Source organism: Jongsikchunia kroppenstedtii DSM 45133 (genome assembly GCF_000380485.1).
GTDB lineage: Bacteria > Actinomycetota > Actinomycetes > Mycobacteriales > Mycobacteriaceae > Jongsikchunia > Jongsikchunia kroppenstedtii.
In genome coordinates, this window is sequence record NZ_AQYG01000051.1 from 194,214 (window position 1) to 213,484 (window position 19,271).

16 protein-coding genes are annotated in these 19,271 nt (G+C 66.0%); 9 read left to right on the forward strand and 7 right to left on the reverse strand.

Features of this window, described 5'->3' with window-relative positions; genetic code table 11:
- Positions 1 to 16: 16 nt before the first annotated feature.
- Positions 17 to 520: a MarR family winged helix-turn-helix transcriptional regulator gene (locus tag G341_RS22600; RefSeq protein WP_155827071.1), complete on the reverse strand. Its 504-nt coding sequence runs from the start codon at positions 518 to 520 to the stop codon at positions 17 to 19.
- Between the two features lie 173 nt (positions 521 to 693).
- Here G341_RS22600 and G341_RS0118890 point away from each other — a divergent pair, with 173 nt between their 5' ends.
- Positions 694 to 2,040, forward strand: a complete 1,347-nt coding sequence (locus tag G341_RS0118890) for a phosphatase PAP2 family protein (RefSeq protein WP_018180739.1) — start codon at positions 694 to 696, stop codon at positions 2,038 to 2,040.
- On the opposite strand, the gene G341_RS0118895 is transcribed toward G341_RS0118890, so the two are convergent.
- Positions 1,994 to 3,391, reverse strand: coding sequence for an NAD(P)H-quinone dehydrogenase (locus tag G341_RS0118895; RefSeq protein WP_018180740.1), 1,398 nt, complete (start codon positions 3,389 to 3,391; stop codon positions 1,994 to 1,996). The genes G341_RS0118890 and G341_RS0118895 overlap by 47 nt on opposite strands.
- A gap of 56 nt (positions 3,392 to 3,447) precedes the next feature.
- On the opposite strand from G341_RS0118895, the gene G341_RS0118900 reads away from it, so the two are divergent.
- Complete coding sequence (locus tag G341_RS0118900; RefSeq protein ID WP_026303884.1) at positions 3,448 to 3,924, forward strand: gamma-glutamylcyclotransferase family protein; 477 nt, start codon at positions 3,448 to 3,450, stop codon at positions 3,922 to 3,924.
- 88 nt (positions 3,925 to 4,012) lie between these two features.
- Here the strand turns inward: G341_RS0118900 and G341_RS0118905 are convergent, their stop codons facing one another.
- Genes G341_RS0118905 through G341_RS0118915 form a run of 3 tightly spaced genes read right to left on the reverse strand, consistent with a single transcriptional unit; the run spans position 4,013 to position 7,013 of the window.
- The gene (locus G341_RS0118905) at positions 4,013 to 5,167 is read right to left on the reverse strand and encodes an amidohydrolase (protein ID WP_018180742.1); all 1,155 of its coding nucleotides are present in this window, start codon (positions 5,165 to 5,167) and stop codon (positions 4,013 to 4,015) included.
- Positions 5,164 to 6,321, reverse strand: coding sequence for an amidohydrolase (locus tag G341_RS0118910; RefSeq protein ID WP_018180743.1), 1,158 nt, complete (start codon positions 6,319 to 6,321; stop codon positions 5,164 to 5,166). Before G341_RS0118910 ends, G341_RS0118905 begins: the two co-directional genes overlap by 4 nt.
- Positions 6,318 to 7,013, reverse strand: coding sequence for an enoyl-CoA hydratase/isomerase family protein (locus G341_RS0118915; RefSeq protein WP_026303885.1), 696 nt, complete (start codon positions 7,011 to 7,013; stop codon positions 6,318 to 6,320). The genes G341_RS0118910 and G341_RS0118915 overlap by 4 nt, the downstream gene beginning before the upstream one ends.
- A gap of 30 nt (positions 7,014 to 7,043) precedes the next feature.
- Between G341_RS0118915 and G341_RS0118920 the strand changes: the two genes are divergently transcribed.
- The 5 genes from G341_RS0118920 to G341_RS0118940 are packed head-to-tail and all read left to right on the forward strand — an operon-like array spanning position 7,044 to position 11,853.
- Positions 7,044 to 7,862, forward strand: a complete 819-nt coding sequence (locus G341_RS0118920) for a purine-nucleoside phosphorylase (protein WP_018180745.1) — start codon at positions 7,044 to 7,046, stop codon at positions 7,860 to 7,862.
- Positions 7,859 to 9,370: a phospho-sugar mutase gene (locus G341_RS22605; RefSeq protein WP_018180746.1), complete on the forward strand. Its 1,512-nt coding sequence runs from the start codon at positions 7,859 to 7,861 to the stop codon at positions 9,368 to 9,370. The genes G341_RS0118920 and G341_RS22605 overlap by 4 nt, the downstream gene beginning before the upstream one ends.
- The gene (locus G341_RS22610) at positions 9,367 to 9,960 is read left to right on the forward strand and encodes a hypothetical protein (RefSeq protein WP_018180747.1); all 594 of its coding nucleotides are present in this window, start codon (positions 9,367 to 9,369) and stop codon (positions 9,958 to 9,960) included. Before G341_RS22605 ends, G341_RS22610 begins: the two co-directional genes overlap by 4 nt.
- Positions 9,961 to 9,964: 4 nt before the next feature.
- Entirely contained in the window at positions 9,965 to 10,756 is a 792-nt protein-coding gene (locus G341_RS0118935) for an ABC transporter ATP-binding protein (RefSeq protein ID WP_018180748.1), read from the forward strand.
- Complete coding sequence (locus tag G341_RS0118940) at positions 10,753 to 11,853, forward strand: FAD-dependent oxidoreductase (protein WP_026303886.1); 1,101 nt, start codon at positions 10,753 to 10,755, stop codon at positions 11,851 to 11,853. The genes G341_RS0118935 and G341_RS0118940 overlap by 4 nt, the downstream gene beginning before the upstream one ends.
- Here G341_RS0118940 and G341_RS0118945 read toward each other — a convergent pair.
- Together G341_RS0118945 and G341_RS0118950 are read right to left on the reverse strand one after the other, a co-directional pair.
- Positions 11,837 to 13,105 carry an HNH endonuclease signature motif containing protein gene (locus G341_RS0118945; protein WP_018180750.1) on the reverse strand — a complete coding sequence of 423 codons (1,269 nt, stop codon included), beginning with the start codon at positions 13,103 to 13,105 and terminating at the stop codon, positions 11,837 to 11,839. The two genes, G341_RS0118940 and G341_RS0118945, sit on opposite strands and share 17 nt — an antisense overlap.
- Positions 13,106 to 13,203: 98 nt before the next feature.
- Positions 13,204 to 13,482, reverse strand: coding sequence for a helix-turn-helix domain-containing protein (locus G341_RS0118950; protein WP_018180751.1), 279 nt, complete (start codon positions 13,480 to 13,482; stop codon positions 13,204 to 13,206).
- A gap of 73 nt (positions 13,483 to 13,555) precedes the next feature.
- Here G341_RS0118950 and G341_RS0118955 point away from each other — a divergent pair, with 73 nt between their 5' ends.
- Positions 13,556 to 16,579, forward strand: coding sequence for a BPTD_3080 family restriction endonuclease (locus G341_RS0118955; RefSeq protein WP_018180752.1), 3,024 nt, complete (start codon positions 13,556 to 13,558; stop codon positions 16,577 to 16,579).
- A 121-nt stretch (positions 16,580 to 16,700) separates the two neighbouring features.
- Positions 16,701 to 19,268 carry a site-specific DNA-methyltransferase gene (locus tag G341_RS0118960; protein WP_245557057.1) on the forward strand — a complete coding sequence of 856 codons (2,568 nt, stop codon included), beginning with the start codon at positions 16,701 to 16,703 and terminating at the stop codon, positions 19,266 to 19,268.
- Positions 19,269 to 19,271 lie beyond the last annotated feature (3 nt).

A 19,271-nucleotide genomic window follows, 5' to 3' on the forward strand; every position in this document is an offset into this window, starting at 1 on the left:
TTGGATGTCGGCTGCATCAGATTCCTTCCTCGAGTTCGGGTTCCGCGGCCACGGAATCCGGGAACGGGTCGCTGAGCGCCTCGGCAAGCCGTGCGAACACCCGTTGTGCGGCGGCGCGGTCGTCGCTGTCCAGCGAGTACAGCGCCTCCTTGAACAGCGTCTCGGCCTTCGACGACGCGTGGTTGACGTAGTCGACGCCCTCCGGTGTCAGTGACAGCAGGCAGACCCGTCGATCGTTCCGATCGATCGAGCGAGCCAGCAGACCGTGGTGCTCGAGCGAGCCGACCAGCCGGGACATCGTCGGTCCGGTGACGCCTTCGAGCTCCGCGACCTCAGTGGCCCGGATCGGCGCGTGTTCGGCGATGGTCCACAGCGCCGACATGCAGCCGGCGGTGAGTTCGTCAGGCCGCGGCGTGCTCCGGAGCGCCCGATTGATTCGGATGAGGTCCCGGTGCACCGTCGCCGCCACCCCGAGATCTGCAGGTCGGCCGGGACTCGCGGTCACAGCCGGTTCACCCACGTCCGCTTTCCTTTCCACAACTAACAACTTCTAAGACTAGTTGATAACTGCTAACTATTTTGCCACCAGCCGCTGTGGGACTTCACACAACCGGGAAACGGGAAGCATTCGGATACGGTGCGCAGCCGCGAGGTGGTTGGGAAATGAACCCCGGGTTAACTACAGTGTCCCGGGTGTATTCGCAGCTGACGCAACGGCGGGCGACGGACCTGCTCCGTCAGCCCAAGGTCGTGCTATGGGCCCTGGTCGGGATCTTCGCGCTGGGCTTCATGATCGCTGTGGAGATCATGTCCCGCCATTACGGCGAGCCGGGCCCGCTGACCAACCAGGTGCGCGAGATCATCTTCACGCCGAAGTCCGGGCCGCTGCTCTACGCCGGCCTCGGCCTCATGCTCATCACCGTGAGCTGGCGCGACCGCTTCTACTCCCTCGGTGCGGCACTGGCCATCGATGTCGTGTTCGCGCTGGTCCGGTTGGTCGTCGATGCGAAGCAGAACTTCGGCAACGGCGCGCTGTGGGTGCTGCTCGGCTGGGCCGCATACGCGGCCTTCCGATGCACCGGCCGTCGGCGCACCTTGCTGCTCAAGGGCGTGGGCCTGGGTCTGCTGCTGGTCGCCGGACGCAAGGTCGGCGACAGCTGGCTGCTCATCACGACGATGTCGCGGCCGCGGGTGCTCGATCAGTTCGTGGCCGCCGCAGACCACGCCCTCGGTGACCCGTCCTGGCTGATGGGCCGCGCCGTCCGGGCGACCGGATCGGTCGGGGCGCACGTCCTCGACTACGTGTATGTCCAGCTCGCGGTCGCCGCGGTGCTCGTCGCGCTCTATCAGCTGCGCAACGTCGCCCGCCTTCGACGCTTCCCGAGCCACCATCTGGTGCGCACGTTCCTGGTGATCGGGCTGCTCGGTCCGGCCGTCTACATGCTGTTCCCTGTGGTCGGGCCGATCTTCGCCTACGGCGTCGACGGCGGGCATTACGCCGTCGCGAACCTGTGGCCCAACACGGTGCCCCCGGTGGTCAGCCCGCACTGGATGGACTTCGACAAGCTCACCCCGCGCAACTGCATGCCGAGCCTGCACACCGCCTGGGCGACGGCGATCTTCATCCATTCCCGCAAGGCGCCGCGGCTGCTGCGCTACGCCGGAACGTTCTGGCTGCTGGCCACCCTGACCGCGACCCTGGGTTTCGGCTATCACTACGGCACCGACCTGGTCGCCGGCGCGGTCTTCTGCCTCACCATCGAGGCCGCGCTGCGCAGCCCCGAACAGGGCTGGGGCCGGACGCGGATCCAGCTCGTTGGCTACGGCACCGCCGTCTTCGCCGCCCTACTGCTGATGTATCGCTACGCGTCGATCGAGATGGCCGACGATCCGTGGCTGTACGGCCCGCTGGTCATTTTCGGGCTGATCTCGATGATCTGGCTGTACATCCGCACCACTCGCGCGTGGGAGTCGACCGAGGCACCTGACGAGATCAGTCCAGATCGTCGTGTCGAACCAGCTGTCGCGCTGCCTCGATAACCGAGCCGGACAGCGACGGATAGACCGACAGCGTCTGTGCCAGATCGCCGACCGTCAGCCGGTTCTGCACCGCGATCGCGATCGGCAGGATCTGCTCGGACGCCTGCGGTGACACCACCACGCCGCCGATGATCACGCCGGTCTGCGGGCGACAGAAGATCTTCACGAAACCCCGGCGCAGCCCCATCATCTTGGCGCGCGGATTGGTCGACAGCGGCAGCATCACGGTGCGCGCCGGGTAGTCGCCGGCGTCGATCGCCTGCTGGCTCACGCCGACCGTCGCGATCTCCGGCCGGGTGAAGATGGCCGACGACACCGTCTTGAGCTTGATCGGGGCCACCCCCTCGCCGAGGGCGTGGTAGATCGCGATCCGGCCCTGCATGGCCGCCACCGATGCCAGCGGCAGCAGGCCGGTGCAGTCGCCGGCGGCATAGATGCCCGGCACCGCGGTTCGCGAGACCCGGTCGACCCGCAGGTAGCCGTTGTCCAGCTCGAGCCCGGCGTTCTCCAGACCGAGGTCGGCGGTGTTCGGCACCGATCCCACGGTCATCAGGGCATGCGAGCCCTCGACGGTACGGCCGTCGGCCAGGTGCACCAGCACGCCGTCGGCGGTGCGCTCCACCCGGTCGGCACGCGCATGCTTGACCAGGGTGACGCCGCGCTCGGCCAGCGCCTCCTCCAGCACCAGGGCGGCGTCCTCGTCCTCGCCGGGCAGCACGCGGTCGCGGCTGGAGACCATGGTCACCTTCACACCCAGCTCGGTGTAGGCGTGGACGAACTCGGCGCCGGTGACGCCCGAACCGACCACCACCAGATGTTCGGGGGCCTGTTCGAGGTCATACAGGTGGCGCCAGTTGAGGATTCGTTCGCCGTCCGGTTCGGCGGCCGGCAGCACGCGCGGCGAGGCGCCGGTGCAGATCAGCACCACATCGGCGACGAGGGTCTCCTCGGTGCCGTCGGCGCTGATCGCCCGCACCCGATGCGACAGCCCGGGCCGCGAATCGTCCAACCGGCCGCGGCCGTGAATGATCCGGACCCCCTCTTCGAGCAGCTTCGTTCGGATGTCGGCCGACTGGGCGTAGGCCAGGTCTTTGACCCGCTTGTTGACCCGGTGCATCGAGTCCTCGGTGTGCTCGTCATTGAGGTCGATGCCGAGCGCGGCCGCCCGCCGTACCTCGGTGCGGACGCCCGTCGAGGCGATGAAGGTCTTGGACGGCACGCAGTCCCACAACACGCAGGCACCGCCGATGCCGTCGGCGTCGATCACCGTGACGTCGGCTCCGTAATTCGCGGCCACCAGTGCCGACTCGTATCCCGCAGGTCCGCCGCCGATGATCACAATGCTGGTCACGGGAGAACAATCTAGTCGAGCACGGCGCCGCAGGTGGTCCGAGTAGTCTCGTGTCCGTGCCGATTTACGCCGCGTACGGGTCGAATATGCACCCGGACCAGATGCAGCAGCGTGCGCCGCACTCCCCGATGGCGGGCACCGGCTGGCTGCACGGGTGGCGACTCACCTTCGGCGGCGGCGACATCGGCTGGGAGGGCGCCCTCGCGACCGTCACCGAGGATCGCTCCGACCCCACCGCCCGGGTCTTCATCGTGCTCTACGACGTCACCGACGAGGACGCGCTGAGCCTGGACCGTTGGGAAGGCTCGGAACTCGGCATCCATCGCAAGATCCGCGCGCGCGTCGACACCGCGGACGGCCCGGTGCTTGCCTGGATGTACGTGCTGGACGCCTACGAGGGTGGCCTGCCCTCCGCCCGCTACCTGGGCGTGATGGCGGACGCGGCCGAAATCGCCGGGGCCCCAGCCGAATACGTGCGGGCACTCCGAGTACGCGACGCCCGCAACGTCGGCCCGGGTTCTGGGGCTGAGTGAAAATCCGGCTGCGTTATCAGTCGGCCGGCATAGCTCCGCTATAGCCGACCTCCTTCTGCCTGGCCGGATTCCCACTCAGCCCCAGAACTTACGCTCCGGCCACCACGCGCAGGAAGGTCTTGACGCCGACGGCGAGCGCACGTTCGTCGAGGATGAAATTCGGCTGATGGATGTCGTACTGGGCACCCGCCCCGCTCCACACGCCGAGCCGGCCCATCACCCCCGGAACATCCTCCAGGTACCACGAGAAGTCTTCTCCCCCACCGGATTGCAGGGTTTCGGCCACGGCGTGCGGGCCGATCGCCGCGACCGCGTCATGCAACCGCTCGTAACAGTCGGGGTCGTTGACCACGGGCGGCACCCCGCGCTTGTACGTCAGGTCGTATTCGACGCCGAGCGGGGCCAGGATGCCGCCGATGATGTCGCGCACCGTCGGCTCCAACTGCGCCCAGATGTCGTGGTCGCCGGTGCGCACCGTGCCCTGTAGACGTCCCGTCTGCGGAATGACGTTGAACGCCTCGCCGGCATGCGCTGCGCCCCACACCATCACCGTGCTGGTGCTCGGGTCGATGCGGCGCGACAGAATCCCCGGCAGCCCGGTGATCACGGCGCCCATCGCGTACACCAGATCGCCGGTCAGATGCGGTCGCGAGGTATGTCCGCCCGGCGCACTCAGAGACAGGTCCACCACGTCGGCCGCCGACGTGATCGCCCCCATCCGCAGGCCGACCCGGCCGACCTCGAGCTTAGGGTCGCAGTGCAGCGCGTAGACCGCGGACACTCCCTTGGTGGCCCCGGCGGCCACCGCATCGAGCGCTCCGGCCATCACCTCTTCGGCGGGCTGGAAGATGAGTCGCACGCCGACCGGTAGGTCATCTACCGCGGCAAGGAATTTCGCGACGCCGAGCAGGATGGCCGTATGCGCGTCATGGCCGCACGCATGCGACACCCCGTCGACCATCGACGCGAACGGGAGTCCGGTGTGCTCCGGAATCGGCAGCGCGTCCATGTCCGCCCGCAGACCGATCCGGTCGCCGTCCGGGCCGACGTCGCAGAGGACGCCGGTGCCGAGCGGCATCCGCACGGGCTCCAGGCCGAAGGACTCCAGCTGTGCCACAACCAGATCCGTGGTGCGGTTCTCGACCCGCGACAGCTCCGGATGCCGATGCATATCCCGGCGCCAGGCGACCAGCTGCGGCTCGTTCTCCGCGACCCAGGCGTCTATGGCCTCGAAGGAACTCACTGGGACCTCTTCTCCCGCAACTGCAACAACTCGGCCCGCCAGCCCTGGTCGACCGCGACGGCGGCGGCGGTCTCGGCCAGCGCGATGGCGCCGTCGATGATCGCCTGGTCGGCCGACGGGGATACCGCGGCGGCGGCGAAACCCGGCTCGTGGATATTCGCTCCGCCCGAATCGATCCCGATCAGCGGATGGATGCTCGGCACCGTCTGGCTGACGTTGCCCATGTCGGTGCTGCCGAACGGCCGCAGACCCTCTCGGCCCGGCGGCGCCGGCCTGCGCCCGCGCTCGATGATCGCCGTGCGATACGCCTCGGCCAGCCGATCATCGTGTCGCAGTTCCAGATACGTCGGCGACACGATGCGACACTCATGGGTGCAGCCGGTGGCCACCGCCCCGGCGGCGAAGCAGCCCTCGGCCCGGTCATCGAGCCGCTGCAGCGACTCGCCGTCGAGCGCCCGCAGGTAATACATCAGCTCGGTATGTGCGGCAATGACATTCGGCGCCGACCCGCCGACGGTCACCATCCCGTGAATCTGCTGGCCGGGCTCTAGGTGTTGACGCAGCAGACCCACGGCCACCTGGGCGACCGTCGCCGCATCGGCCGCGTTGCGACCGCGTTCCGGAGCCGCCGACGCATGCGCCTCCACACCACGGTAGGCAACCGCGATATCGGCCAAGGCCAGGCTGCGGCACCGGATCTCGTCGACATCGGCGGGATGCACCATCATCGCCAGCGCCGCCTCGTCGAAGGCTCCGGCATCCAGCAGCGTGATCTTGCCGCCGCCGGCTTCCTCCGCGGGGGTGCCCAGCACCTGCACGGTGATGCCGAGCTCGTCCGCCACCGTCGACAGCGCCCGCGCGGCACCGACCGCGGCGGCCGCGATGATGTTGTGCCCGCAGGCATGACCGAGTCCGGGCAGCGCGTCGTATTCGGCGCAGAGCGTGACCACGAGGTCGCCGCTGCCGAAGCGGGCGTCGAAGGCGGTCGGCAGGCCGGCGACGCCGCGGCGCACCTCGAATCCGTACCCACCGAGCAGCTCGGAAGTCTTTGCCGCACTTCGATGTTCCTCGAAGGCCAACTCGGGTTCGGCGTGGATGCTCGCGGACAGGCCGGTCAGATCGGTGGCGACAGCCGCCACCGCCTCGGCGATCATAGCGGTGGCGTCGGCTGCGACATCACCTGCAGCAGCGGGCCGCGCAGATTCGATTTGATCGTCGCGAGCCCCGGGCCGGCCACGGCGGCGCGGTTGGCGGCCTCGGCCGTGGCGATGGTGAGCAGCGAGTCGACGTCGACGGCCTGCTCCACGATCCCCAACTCCTGCGCCTGCGCGGCGCCGTAGCGGCGGCCGGTGGTCATCGCCTCGGTGGCCGTCGCATCCGGCAGCCGGGTCCGCAGCAGCGCCGACATCGGATCGGTGAACGGCATGCCGAGCAGGATCTCCGGAAGCGACCAGAAGCCGCGCTCCGTCCGCATGATCCGGTGCTCGGCGCACAGCACCAGCATCGCCCCGGCGCCGAAGGCGTGGCCGTTGACGGCCGCGACGATCGGCCGGCTGAAGGTCAGCAGCCGCCGGTACAGGGCATGCACCTGGTCCAAGTACTGCGGCAGCTTGTCCGCATTGGCGGCGACGTAGTCGACGTCCAGCCCGTTGCTGAAGAACTTGCCGGTCGCGGTGAGCACGACCGCGGTCTTCTCGTCATCCGCCTCGATCCGGTCCAGCTGCTCGTGGACCGCGGCGATCCAGTCCGGATGGAACCGGTTCTCCGGGTTCTGCGGATCCAATTCGATCCCTTCAGTCCCCAGGTACAGCGTCCAGACCGAGTCACTCCGAGTGAGATAAGGCATGTGTCGACCTTAGACAACTACTCTTGACCCATGCCCGCATCGGTCAACGAACTCACGATCGACCCGCACCGCGCGGCCGAAGCCGCCGCGCTGCAGATCGCGACGGCCACCGGCGTCCCCCGACACAGCGTCGCCGTCGTCCTCGGATCGGGCTGGGCCCCGGCCGCGGTCAGCCTCGGCACCCCGACCGCGACGGTGCCGATGTCGACGATCTCCGGCTTCAGCGCCCCGAGCGCCGCCGGCCACACCGGATCGGTGCAGTCGATCAAGGTCGGCGAGCATCACGTGCTGGTGATGGTCGGTCGGCTGCATCCATACGAGGGGCATCCACTGCAGAGAGTGGTGCATCCGGTGCGCACGGCCGCGGCCTGCGGCGCATCGACGATCATCCTGACCAACGCCGCCGGCGGCATCCGCGACGGATTGACGACGGGCCAGCCCGTGCTGATCGCCGATCATCTGAATCTGACCGGCCGCTCACCGCTCGTCGGCGCCGACTTCGTCGACATGGTCGGCGCGTACTCCCCCAAACTGCGCGAGGTGGCGCAGTCGGTCGATCCGACGCTCGCCGAGGGCGTCTATGCCGGGCTTCCGGGGCCGCACTACGAGACGCCGGCCGAAATCCGGATGCTGCGGACGCTCGGCGCGGACCTGGTCGGCATGTCGACCGTGCACGAGACCATCGCGGCCCGCGCGTCCGGCATGCAGGTGCTCGGCCTGTCGCTGGTGACGAACCTCGCGGCCGGGGTCACCGGTCAGCCGCTGAGCCACGGCGAGGTGCTCGCCACCGGGCTCGAATCCGCCGGACCGTTGGGTGTGCTGCTGGCGCAGATCATCGAAAAACTGTGACCGACCTGCGTTTCGGCACCGCCGGGTTGCGGGGTCCGGTACGCGAGGGACCCACCGGGATGAACGTCGCCACGGTCACCCGCGTGACCGCCGCGGTCGCCGAATACCTCGCGCGTCGGGGGCTCGCGGGATCGACGGTCGTCGTCGGCCGGGATGCGCGGACCGGGTCCGAGCAGTTCGCGGCGGTCACCGCGGAAGTACTGGCCGCGCGGGGTTTCGACGTGGTCGCGCTTCCCGGCACATCGCCGACGCCCCTGGTCGCGTTCACCGCGCGCGACCTCGGCGCGGCGGCCGGGATCCAGATCACCGCGTCGCACAATCCGGCCACCGACAACGGCTACAAGGTGTATCTCGACGGCGGTGCCCAGCTGGTCCCGCCGGCCGACACCGAGATCGAGACATTGCTGGCGGATGCGCCTTCGGCGGAACGCATTCCGCTCGCGGCGGTCGCGGCCGACGGTCGGGCCGCGGCTGCGATGGACCGCTACCTCGCCCGGCTGGCGGACCGGTTCGGCCGACGCGGACGCCGACTGCGGATCGCCCTGACGCCGATGCACGGCGTCGGCGGCGAGCTCGCGGTTCGCGCACTGCGCCAGGCCGGATTCCACGACATCCACACGGTCGCCGAGCAATTCGAGCCCGACCCGCGGTTTCCCACCGTCGCGTTCCCCAATCCCGAGGAGCCCGGCGCGACCGATCTGCTGCTCGACCTGGCACGACGCGTCGATGCCGACATCGCCGTCGCCCTCGATCCCGATGCCGATCGCTGCGCCGTCGGAGTGCCCGCCGGCACCGGGACCGGCTGGCGGATGCTCACCGGCGACGAGACCGGCGCGCTGCTCGGGCATCACATTCTGACGACCACCGATCACCCGGATCCGCTGGTGGCCAACACCATCGTGTCCGGCTCGTTGCTCGGCAAGATCGCGGCCGCGGCCGGCGCGCGCTACGCGCAGACACTGACCGGATTCAAATGGCTGGTGCGCGCGGGCGACGGACTCGTCTACGCGTACGAGGAGGCGATCGGCCATTGCGTCGACCCCGACGCCGTGCGCGACAAGGACGGCATCAGCGGCGCCGTGGCACTGGCGATCCTGGCCGAGGACGTATCACTGGGAGCGATGCTCGATCGGCTCTTCTCGACGCACGGCGTGCATCTGACCGCGCAGCACTCCATCCGCGTGAACGACCTGAACGAGATCGCCGCGATCATGGCGCGGCTGCGGCGACAGGGGCCAACGACGCTGGCCGGGATCGCGGTCGACGTCACCGACTTCGCGTCCCGTACCGACGTGTTGCGCACCGATGCCATCGCCTTCGCCGGAACCGATGCCGAGGGGTCGGCCGTTCGGATGATCGCGCGACCGTCGGGCACCGAACCGAAACTCAAGTGCTACGTCGAGGTCGCGACGCCGCCCGGCCCGGTCGGCTCCCGACGCCCCCGTGCCGAACTGCTGCGGGAAGCCCTGCTCGCGGACGTCCGCGCACTAGTAACGTCAGCGCAATGACTCGATCTCCGTGGTCGTCGCCGATCGTCCTCGCATCGATCGTGATCGGCGCCCTGATCCTGGCCGCGTCGATCGTGGTCGGGTTGGTGGCGTTCAAGCCGTCGCACCAGAGCAACAACGGCACCCCGACGACCACCACCACGGTGACCCAAACCACCACCGACACTTCCCAATCCACGGACCCCAGCACGACGTCGACGACCACGAGCAGGTCCACCAGCCGCTCCCCTCGGCCCGGCCTCGCCGACTTCCGGCAGCCGTCAGTGCCTGATACCGACCCGCATGGCTTCACCGACGGGGGTCCGCGGTGCCAGGTCGACGACGATCCGGTAATGATGGTGGTGGTCACCGATCGCTCACAAGCGATCATCTGCCAGTCCGCGGCGACCGGCCGCGAGTACTACGTCGGCAAGTCGGACGTCAGCGACGGAACACCCGTCACGGTCCAGTCAGCCAACCGACAGGACGCCGGATGGGCGGCCACTGCCCCCGATGGGACCCAGTACCTGATGAGCCCCAGCGGCTTTGTGGTGATCACCAAGGATGGGCAGAGCTACCCGGACACCGTCCAGAACTATTGGAGCCAATAAAGCAGTGAATCCAGCCATCGAACCGGTCCTGCACGCGGCCGATATCGATGTCGTGCGCGGCGGACGATATCTGTTGCGCGACATCACCTTCACCGTCCGACCGGGAGAGCACTGGGCGCTCCTCGGGCCAAACGGCGCCGGCAAGTCGACCCTGCTGACGATCCTCGGCGCCTTCGGTCACCCGACCAACGGCACCGTGGACGTCCTCGGCAAGCGCCTGGGCCGAGTGGATATGCGCGAGTTGCGCACCCACATCGGACACGTCAACCCGCGCCACCGCATCGACTACCCGCTCGAGGCGCACGACGTGGTGCTCTCCGGCCTGACGAACACCCCGGAACCGGATCCGCGCCGGCACTACACCGCCGCCGAGCACGCTCACGCCGACGAGCTGCTCGACCTGCTCGGTATGGGCGAACGACGAAACCTGCTGTGGCCCACGATGAGCCAGGGCGAGCGCGGTCGCACCCTGATCGCCCGGGCATTGATCGGCCGGCCGTCGCTGCTGCTGCTCGACGAGCCCGCCACCGGCCTCGATCTCGCCGCCCGCGAAATCCTCCTGCGCAGCGTCGACCAGCTACGCGAGCAGGTCACCGACATGGCCAGCGTGCTGGTCACCCACCACCTCGAGGATCTGCCCGCCAGCACCAGCCATGCGCTGCTGCTCGCCGACGGCGAGGAGGTGGTGCAGGGCCCCGTCGATGAGGTCCTCACCTCCGAGGCGATCAGCAAATGCTTTGCGCACGACGTGATCGTGGAGCGATCTGGCGGCCGCTGGGCAGCGCGCGGCGTCTGATGCGCAGGCGCGTGGTGGTGGTCGGGCTCGGCGACACCGGGATGCTCACCGCCATCGGGCTGGCGCGGCACGCGGACGTACTCGGCGTCTCCGTCAAACCTGGGCTGCTGAGCGGCCAGGAACTGGGCATGCGACTCACCCGGCCGGACGAATGGGCCCGCAACTACTGGATCGAATTCGGGCGACTCCGCGGACTGGACCGAGTGCAGCGGGCGCACGGCGAGGTCATCGGCGTGGATCTGGCGGCTCGGACCGTCACGATCCACACCGCCGACGGCCTCACGCGAACCGAGCCGTTCGATGCGCTGGTGATCGCCACGGGCGTGACGAACGGCTTCTGGCGCCGGCCCACCGTGCAGTCGGCCGGCGAGATCGACACCGCGATCGCCGCGGCGCATGCCCGTCTCGCCGACGCGGCATCGGTCGCCGTGATCGGCGGCGGCGCGGCCGCGGTCAACAGTGCCGGCAACATCGCGCGCCGCTGGCCGGACAAACGGGTCGACCTGTATTTCCCGCGCGACCAAGCCCTTCGGAGCCATCATCCGCGCGTCTGGCGGACCGTCAGCCGTCGGCTCGAATCGCTCGGCGTCGCCATCCACTCGGGCCATCGCGCAGAGCTGCCCCATGGCGTCGCACCCGACCTGCTCGATGCCGGCACGGTCCACTGGGCCACGGGCCAACCAGACATCCACGCGGATGCGGTGCTGTGGGCGGTCGGGCAGGCACGGCCGAACACCGACTGGCTGCCAACGGAATTGCTCGACGACGGCGGCTTCGTGCGGGTCGGGCCCGACTTCCGGGTGCCCGGTCAGCCGGGCGTGTTCGCGATCGGCGACGTCGCGGCGACCGACCCCCTGCGGAGTTCGGCCCGCAATCGCGGCGACAAGCTCCTCGTGCGCAATGTGCGGGCCGAACTCACCGGCGGCCGGATGCGGCAGTTCCGGCCGCGGCCGCATCGTTGGGGTTCAGTGCTCGGGCCGCAGCCGGACGGCCTGCAGGTCTTCATGCCGACCGGGCATTCGTTTCGAATGCCCGCCTGGTCGCTGACGCCGATCATCCAGCGCACCATCTACCGCGGGGTCAGGCCGCCGCGCTGAGTTCGCGGCGTCGTTCCCACTCGGTCATCAGCACCCAGGTCGCGTAGCCGACATCGAGTGGCTCACCACCCCAGTTCGGCAGGATCGCGTCGGCATCGATCGAATGGAACGGCCACAACTCCTGGCTGTCGAACCGCATCGTCGGGGCGTCGACGAGCTCGTGACCGTCACCATCGAGATACCGAAACCGTTGTCCGCCAATCATTTCGATCGACAGTTCGCCGCGGTGCAGCAATCGATGATGTTCGCCGCACAGCAGCACCAGATTCGCCAGGTCGGTGGCGCCGCCATCCGACCAGAAGCGCACGTGATGCACGTGCAGGAACCGCCGCCGACCGCAGCCGGGGACTCCGCAGCAACCGTTCTGACGCCGCGACAGCGCTTTGGTCTGCAGGACCGTCGGTGCACGCCGCGTGCGTCCCCAGTTCAGCACCGCGCCAGCGCCGTCCACGGTTCGCTCCGATTCCGCAGCACCGCAGCGGAGCTCGGATTCCTCAACGGCAGACAGCGCCGGGCCGTCCGCGAGCCTGGCACGCCCGTCCGGTCGTCGCTCGACCACCACCTCGGCATGCGGCGCAATCGCCGGCGCCGCCAGTTCCGCACAAGCACGCTCGGCAAGCACCACCATGGCCGCGGCGATATCCGAAGGCGCGCCGGACCATCCGTCGACATCTGTGCCATCCCCGGTCCGCACCCGCTCGTATTCGGCGCGGGTCACCCCGGCTAGGAATCGCGCGCCGTCGACCGCGGTGAGCGTCAGCGTCACCTTCAACGTGCCCTCGTCCTGCCATCGCCAGCGACCGGTCGACGTCACCGATTCGGGTTCGCCGTCGTCCGAGCCGACCTTGGCCAGCCCGGCGCAGAGTCGTTCGAGATGCGATGCCGGTTTCGTCATCGCGACCTCGACCAGCTCCGCCTCGGTGTCCGGCTCGGCGACTCGCGAGACCGCCCGTACTTTGCTGTAGGACACCCGCCCCTCGGCGAAAGCCTTGTGCAGCAACGGCAATTCCTGAAGCGCACCTGCCACACGCACCTGCTCCTGCCCGGTCCGCAAGCTCGTGCCACATCTCCACGAGAGCCAATGTGCGCACGAGCGGATGCCTACACCGCACCAACCACCCCGCGCATCGAACGCTGCCAGCGCGTCCAAGAAACGGCAGGTCATCGCGGCGAGCTGGCCCGCCATCCCGACAAGGCAATCCGCCAGCTCATCGTCATCCAGATCGGCGATCGCGACATCAGCAGCGGTCACAGCATCCCCCAAAGCCGTAGAACTAGTGTTCGATTGAGCAGGAGGATATCGCGTGCCACCGACAGACCGCGTTCCGCGGAACGCGCCGTTCGCGGCGGTTATCTGCCGGACGATTCGGCCGGATACATCGCAGCGATCAGATCCGGCACGGTAGTGCCGAGCACGTGACACAGGTTTGTCAGCGTCGAGAGCCGCGGATTGGCGGGGACCTTCGACTGCCGGTTACCCCAGCCGATCTCGAGCAACTGGTAGTGATTGCGTGAAATCCCCGCCCGCTCCGCAACCTCTTCTTGGGTCAGATCCAGCCCTTCGCGCAGCTCTCGCAATCGAGCAGCGAGACGGTCCGCCACCTGTTGCTCGACGACGGACTCTGACACCTCGCCGACTTTGTCGCCCCAGACTTGTAAGGTCGACCATCTATAGATGGCTTTGCGAGATCAAGGGGACGGGATGACAGACGCGATCGAGAACCCGATCCTGAACTCGCCATACGACCCACCGTCTGAACACTTCGTCATGGGCGACCACGGTCCCACCGGCGAGATCGCTCCTGGCCGCCGCGCGAGTGAATCGTTCATCCCCATCGCGCAAGCCAAGAAGAGACGTGGCGCGGTCCAGGAATCTCTCGACCTGAGCATGGGCGAGCGCACAGAGCGCAACACACTCATTAACGAGCTTCGGATCGACGTGGCCAAGTGGCGTCAGAGCGAATACAACCGCGCCACCGCCATCAGCAAGAAGCTGCTGAACCATTGGTCCGACCCAAATCGCGACAACCGGGTTCTCTTCTGCCAGCGAGAGGCAGTCGAAACTGCGATCTTCCTAGCGGAAGTCTCCGGACGCGACGGCTATCGAGACTGGCGCCTGCGTCTCGACGGCGAGAACGCCACGCACAACAGCGGACTCCCGCGCATCGCGCTGAAGATGGCTACCGGATCCGGCAAGACCGTGGTGATGGCGATGCTGATCGCGTGGCAGTCGATCAACAAAGCGTTCTCACCGCGCGACGCACGCTTCAGCAACCGATTTCTAGTCATTGCCCCGGGCATTACGATCCGCGACCGGCTGCGGGTCCTGCAGCCGTCGGATCCGGAGAACTACTACGCCGCGCGAGACCTCATTCCGGCCGACCTCGCCGGCATCCTGGAGCGCGCGCAGATCGTCATCACCAACTACCACGCGTTTCTCCCCCGCGACGCGAAGGAAATCAAAGGAGTCAGCAAGACCACGCGAGAGATACTCCTCGCCGGCAAAGCCGACCCATTCAGAGAATCGACCGACGCGGTGGCGGCCCGTGTTCTGCGCGACTTCGGCTCAGTCCGTGGCGAAGTCATCGTGATCAATGACGAAGCTCATCACTGCTATCAGGACAAGCCGATGACCTCGACTGAGATCAGCAGCGAGGAAGCTGAGGCAAACGCGGACGCCCGGGTCTGGTTCAAAGGGATCCAAGCCGTCGCGAAGCGCATCGGCGTGAAGCAGGTCTACGACCTGTCCGCCACGCCGTTCTATCTGTCCGGCTCCGGATACCAGGAGGGACAGCTCTTCTCGTGGACTGTGAGCGACTTCTCCTTGATGGATGCCATCGAGTCCGGCATCGTCAAGATCCCGCGCACGCCGGTGGACGATGATGCTGCCGGAGACTTGGTCACCTACCTGCATCTCTGGGAGTACGTCGGCAAGGAACTCCCGAAGCGGAAGACCAAGAACATCGTTTCCGGCGAATGGCCGATGCCCGACGTCCTATCCAGCGCGCTGACGAGCCTTTATCGAAGCTACGAACGAACATACGAGCACTGGAAATCCGAGCTCGCACAGCACGGCTACACGCCGCCCGTATTCATCGTCGTCTGCCCGAATACTTTGGTGTCCAAGCTCGTCTACGACTGGATCGCTGGCTACGAAGCCTCAAACGAAGACGCCACGACATACGTTAAGGGAAACCTTGACCTGTTCAGCAACGTCGTGGACCATCGGCTGCTCGCCATGCCCAGGACGATCCTTGTCGACTCCGCGCAGCTCGAATCCGGCGAAGCACTAAAGGGTGACTTCAAAGCGGCCGCGGCAGCCGAGATCTCGGCATTCAAAGCGCAGTACCGAATCGATCACCCCGGCGCCGACACGGAGAAGATCTCCGACGAGGAGATCCTGCGCGAGGTGATGAACACGGTCGGCAAGCCAGGCAAGCTGGGCGCCGGCGTGCGGTGCGTCGTCAGCGTTGCGATGCTGACCGAAGGCTGGGACGCGAACACGGTCAGCCACATACTCGGAATCCGCGCGTTCCGAAGCCAGCTGCTCTGCGAACAGGTCGTCGGTCGTGGACTCCGACGCAGGTCATACGACGTCAACGACGACGGATTCTTCGACCCCGAGTACGCCAACATCTACGGCGTCCCATTCTCATTCATCCCGACCGACCGGGTAGTCAAGGACCCCAAACCGCTAACCCCCGCGCTGGAAGTCCGCGCACTCGAAGGCCGGTCCCAGTATCGGATCGAGTTTCCGAAAGTCGACGGCTACCGGATCGAGATGCCCGACCCAGACCTGATTTTCGATACCGATGGGCTGCCGAAGTTCCGGATCGAAGCCGACGAGGTGCCCACCAGGACGGAGCTGGCGCCGATCGTCGGGGTCAACGAACTCGTCGTCGATCCGTTCGATCATGTACGCCGCCAGCAGGTTGCGTTCCATCTCGCGAGCCGGCTGCTGAAGCGCTACTTCCAGACCAACGGCGATCAACGTCCGTGGCATTTCCGCCAGCTCACTCGCATCGTCGACCGATGGATTACCGACTGTGTCGAGATCGCAGATGGGCGGTCGCTGTCGTCCCTGCTGTTCCGCGACGAGACTTGCCTACGCGCCTGCGAAGACATATTCAATGCGATCGGGAGCCAGCCGGGCCACGGTCGACCACGCATGCGCGCCCTTCTCCGCCATTTCGATCCCGCCGGGTCGACTGCCGACGTCCGGTTCATTACTCGCAAGAAGGCGGTGGAGACCGTCCACTCAGAGGTGAGCCACGTGGTCCTCGACGGCATCGACGGCAATACCTGGGAGCAGATCACGGCCCAGGAGTGCGAGGCGCACAAATCCGTTGCGGCATATGTCAAGAACGACCATCTCGGTTTCGAGATCCCGTACGTATACAAGGGCCGCAGCCATCGGTACGTACCGGACTTCATCGTGCGGCTGAAGACTCGCGATGCTGACGACCCCGTCCGTCACCTGATCATCGAGGTCTCTGGCGGGCAGAAGAGTCCCGGACCGACGCGCGAGAAGGCCCGCACCGCTCGCGAGATCTGGTGTCCGGCCGTGAACAACCATGGCGGATTCGGGATCTGGGGCTATGTCGAAATCACCGACCCGGTGACCACGCGGCCACGGCTCAACGAGGCCATCACCAACCTGTACAACAACGCCGCGATCATCGGCGACCCCGACCAACTGGACTTCGAGGAGCGACGTGGCGCGTAGGACCTCTAAACCGACAGGCCCAGTGCCAATCTCGGCTGTACGCCACAAGGACAAGCGGATCAATCTCCCAACCGCTGATGCTCAGGAATTCTTCGATCCTGCCGATCTGAGAGTCGAACCCGTGACCTACAAACGCGATCCCGAACTCGATCCTCAGCTGGTCTGGCGCGGCAAGGACACCACGGACGCAGAAGACTTGATTGTCGACGCGCCGCCGATATTCATCCAGGAGAAGATCGACCCCGAACGACTAATCAGAGAGTTTCGCCGGGCGCATGGCGCGACAATTGCCCAAGATCCAACGCTGTTTGACGACAATGATTTCGACGGCCTCGATGACCTGTCCTTGGCCGAGCCCTATCGGCATGATGCGAAGTGGTCCAACCGGCTTATTCTCGGCGACTCGCTGTTAACTATGACCTCACTTGCCGAACATGAACACCTCCGCGGCAAGGTGCAGATGGTGTATATCGATCCCCCGTATGGCATCAAGTTCAACTCAAACTGGCAGCCGACTGTTGGCAAGCGCGACGTCAAGGATGGAAAGGCCGAGTCTGTCGCGCGAGAAGTCGAGGCTATCAAGGCGTTCCGCGACACCTGGAGCGGTGGAATCCACACTTACCTTTCATACCTGCGTGACAGATTGATTGCCGCACGAGACCTGTTGACTAGCAGCGGATCTTGCTTCGTTCAGATCGGTGATGACAACGTCCACGTAGTTCGAAGTCTCTTGGATGAAGTATTCGGCCCGAACCAATTCGTCAGCCAAATCTCATACTCTACTACAAGCGGTTTCACTCAGTCATCAGCCATTGGACGTTCAGGCGACTACATCCTTTGGTATGCAGCGGACATCGGGCTGTTGAAATCACGGACACTGTGGCGCAAGGCGATTGATCGACAGGGGTACAATTGGGTCCAGCTGGAAGATAACTCGACACGCAGCCGAACAAAGTCTGAGCGCGACGGACAGTCGCCGCTCCCTAAAGGGTCGCGACTGTACGCCCCAGACAATCTTGTATCCCAAGGTGCATCACGCTCACCGCAAGAGTTCCAGTTTCGTGGCAACACCTACAGTCCACCGCCTGGTTCGCACTGGAAAGCTACTTTTCCAAGTGGCATGGAGAAGCTAGCCCACGCCAATCGGATTCACATTGCGCGCAACAGCATCCGCTATATTCGCTACCCCGAGGACTTTGGATGGATCGCGTGGAACAACAACTGGACTGATACCGCCACGGGCAACTTCACTGATGACAAATTGTATGTGGTCCAGACCGGTTCGAAAGCTATCGAACGGTGCATGCTCATGTGCACCGACCCTGGCGATCTGGTGCTCGACCCGACATGTGGATCGGGCACGACGGCATACGTTGCCGAACATTGGGGCCGGCGCTGGATCACGATCGATACATCACGGGTGGCGCTCGCGCTCGCTCGACAGCGAATCATGACCGGCCGATTCCCGCATTACCTGCTCGCCGATTCGGCAGAGGGGAAGGCCAAGGAGGCTGCTCTCGCCGGTTCAGCCATTGGCCTGAATGAAAAGCCGACTAACGACATCCGCCAAGGATTCGTATACGAACGTATTCAACGCATCACCTTGGGCTCTATCGCGAACAATCCCGATCTCAAGGAGGGCATGTCGCGCGAAGAGATCGATGCCGCAATCAAGCGGCACGCCGACTTCGAGTACCTGTACGACAAACCGTACGAGGACAAGAAGAAGGTCCGCGTCGCCGGCCCGTTCACGGTCGAGAGCCTGTCGCCGCATCGCTCAGCGTCTTTCGACGACGTGAATGAGTCCGCAGAACGAGAGTCGATCAGCGAGGCGGCCGCCGAAACCGACGTTGACAACCCCGATTTTGTTCAGACGATCCTCGACAACCTGCTGCAGGCCGGCATCCAGAACGGCCGCCGCCATGAGCGAATCGACTTCTCGTCGGTCGATTCGTATGCCGGCCAGCACATTCAGGCAGTCGGCACACGCAGCGACAACGAAGACGACCTCGTAGCACTGTGCATAGGACCGCAGTATGGCACCGTCGACGGGACGTTCATCAAGGATGCGGTGCGGGAGGCGATGCAAGACAGCAGTATCGGCCTGCTATGTGTTCTTGCGTTCGCCTTCGATCCGAACGCGACCGGAGTCACCGAAGATGATGGGATCACGATCGACGCTTCCGACGACGGCTTTGCGAGCGTTGCCGGCGAGCGCAAGCTTGGCCGAATCAAAGTCCTTCTGGTGCGGATGAACTCGGACTTACTGATGGGTGAAGCACTCAAGAAGACCGGTGCCGGAAATCTGTTCACCGTCTTCGGTGAACCCGACATCGAGCTGCAGCACACCGACGACGATCGACTGGTCGTGGATCTCCGGGGCGTCGACGTCTATGACCCGAACACGGGCGATGTCCGCAGCGACAACACCGACAAGATCGCACTCTGGATGATCGACACCGACTACAACGGCGAAGCATTCTTCGTCCGACACTGCTACTTCACCGGCGGGAACGACTCGTACAAGAAGCTCAAGACCACACTCAAAGCTGACATCGACGCCGACGCCTGGTCGGCGCTCTACAAGACCACCTCTCGACCGTTCTCGAAGCCGGGCACCGGCAAGATCGCGGTCAAGGTGATCAACGACTACGGAGATGAGGTCACGAAGGTAATCGACGTGACCTGACAC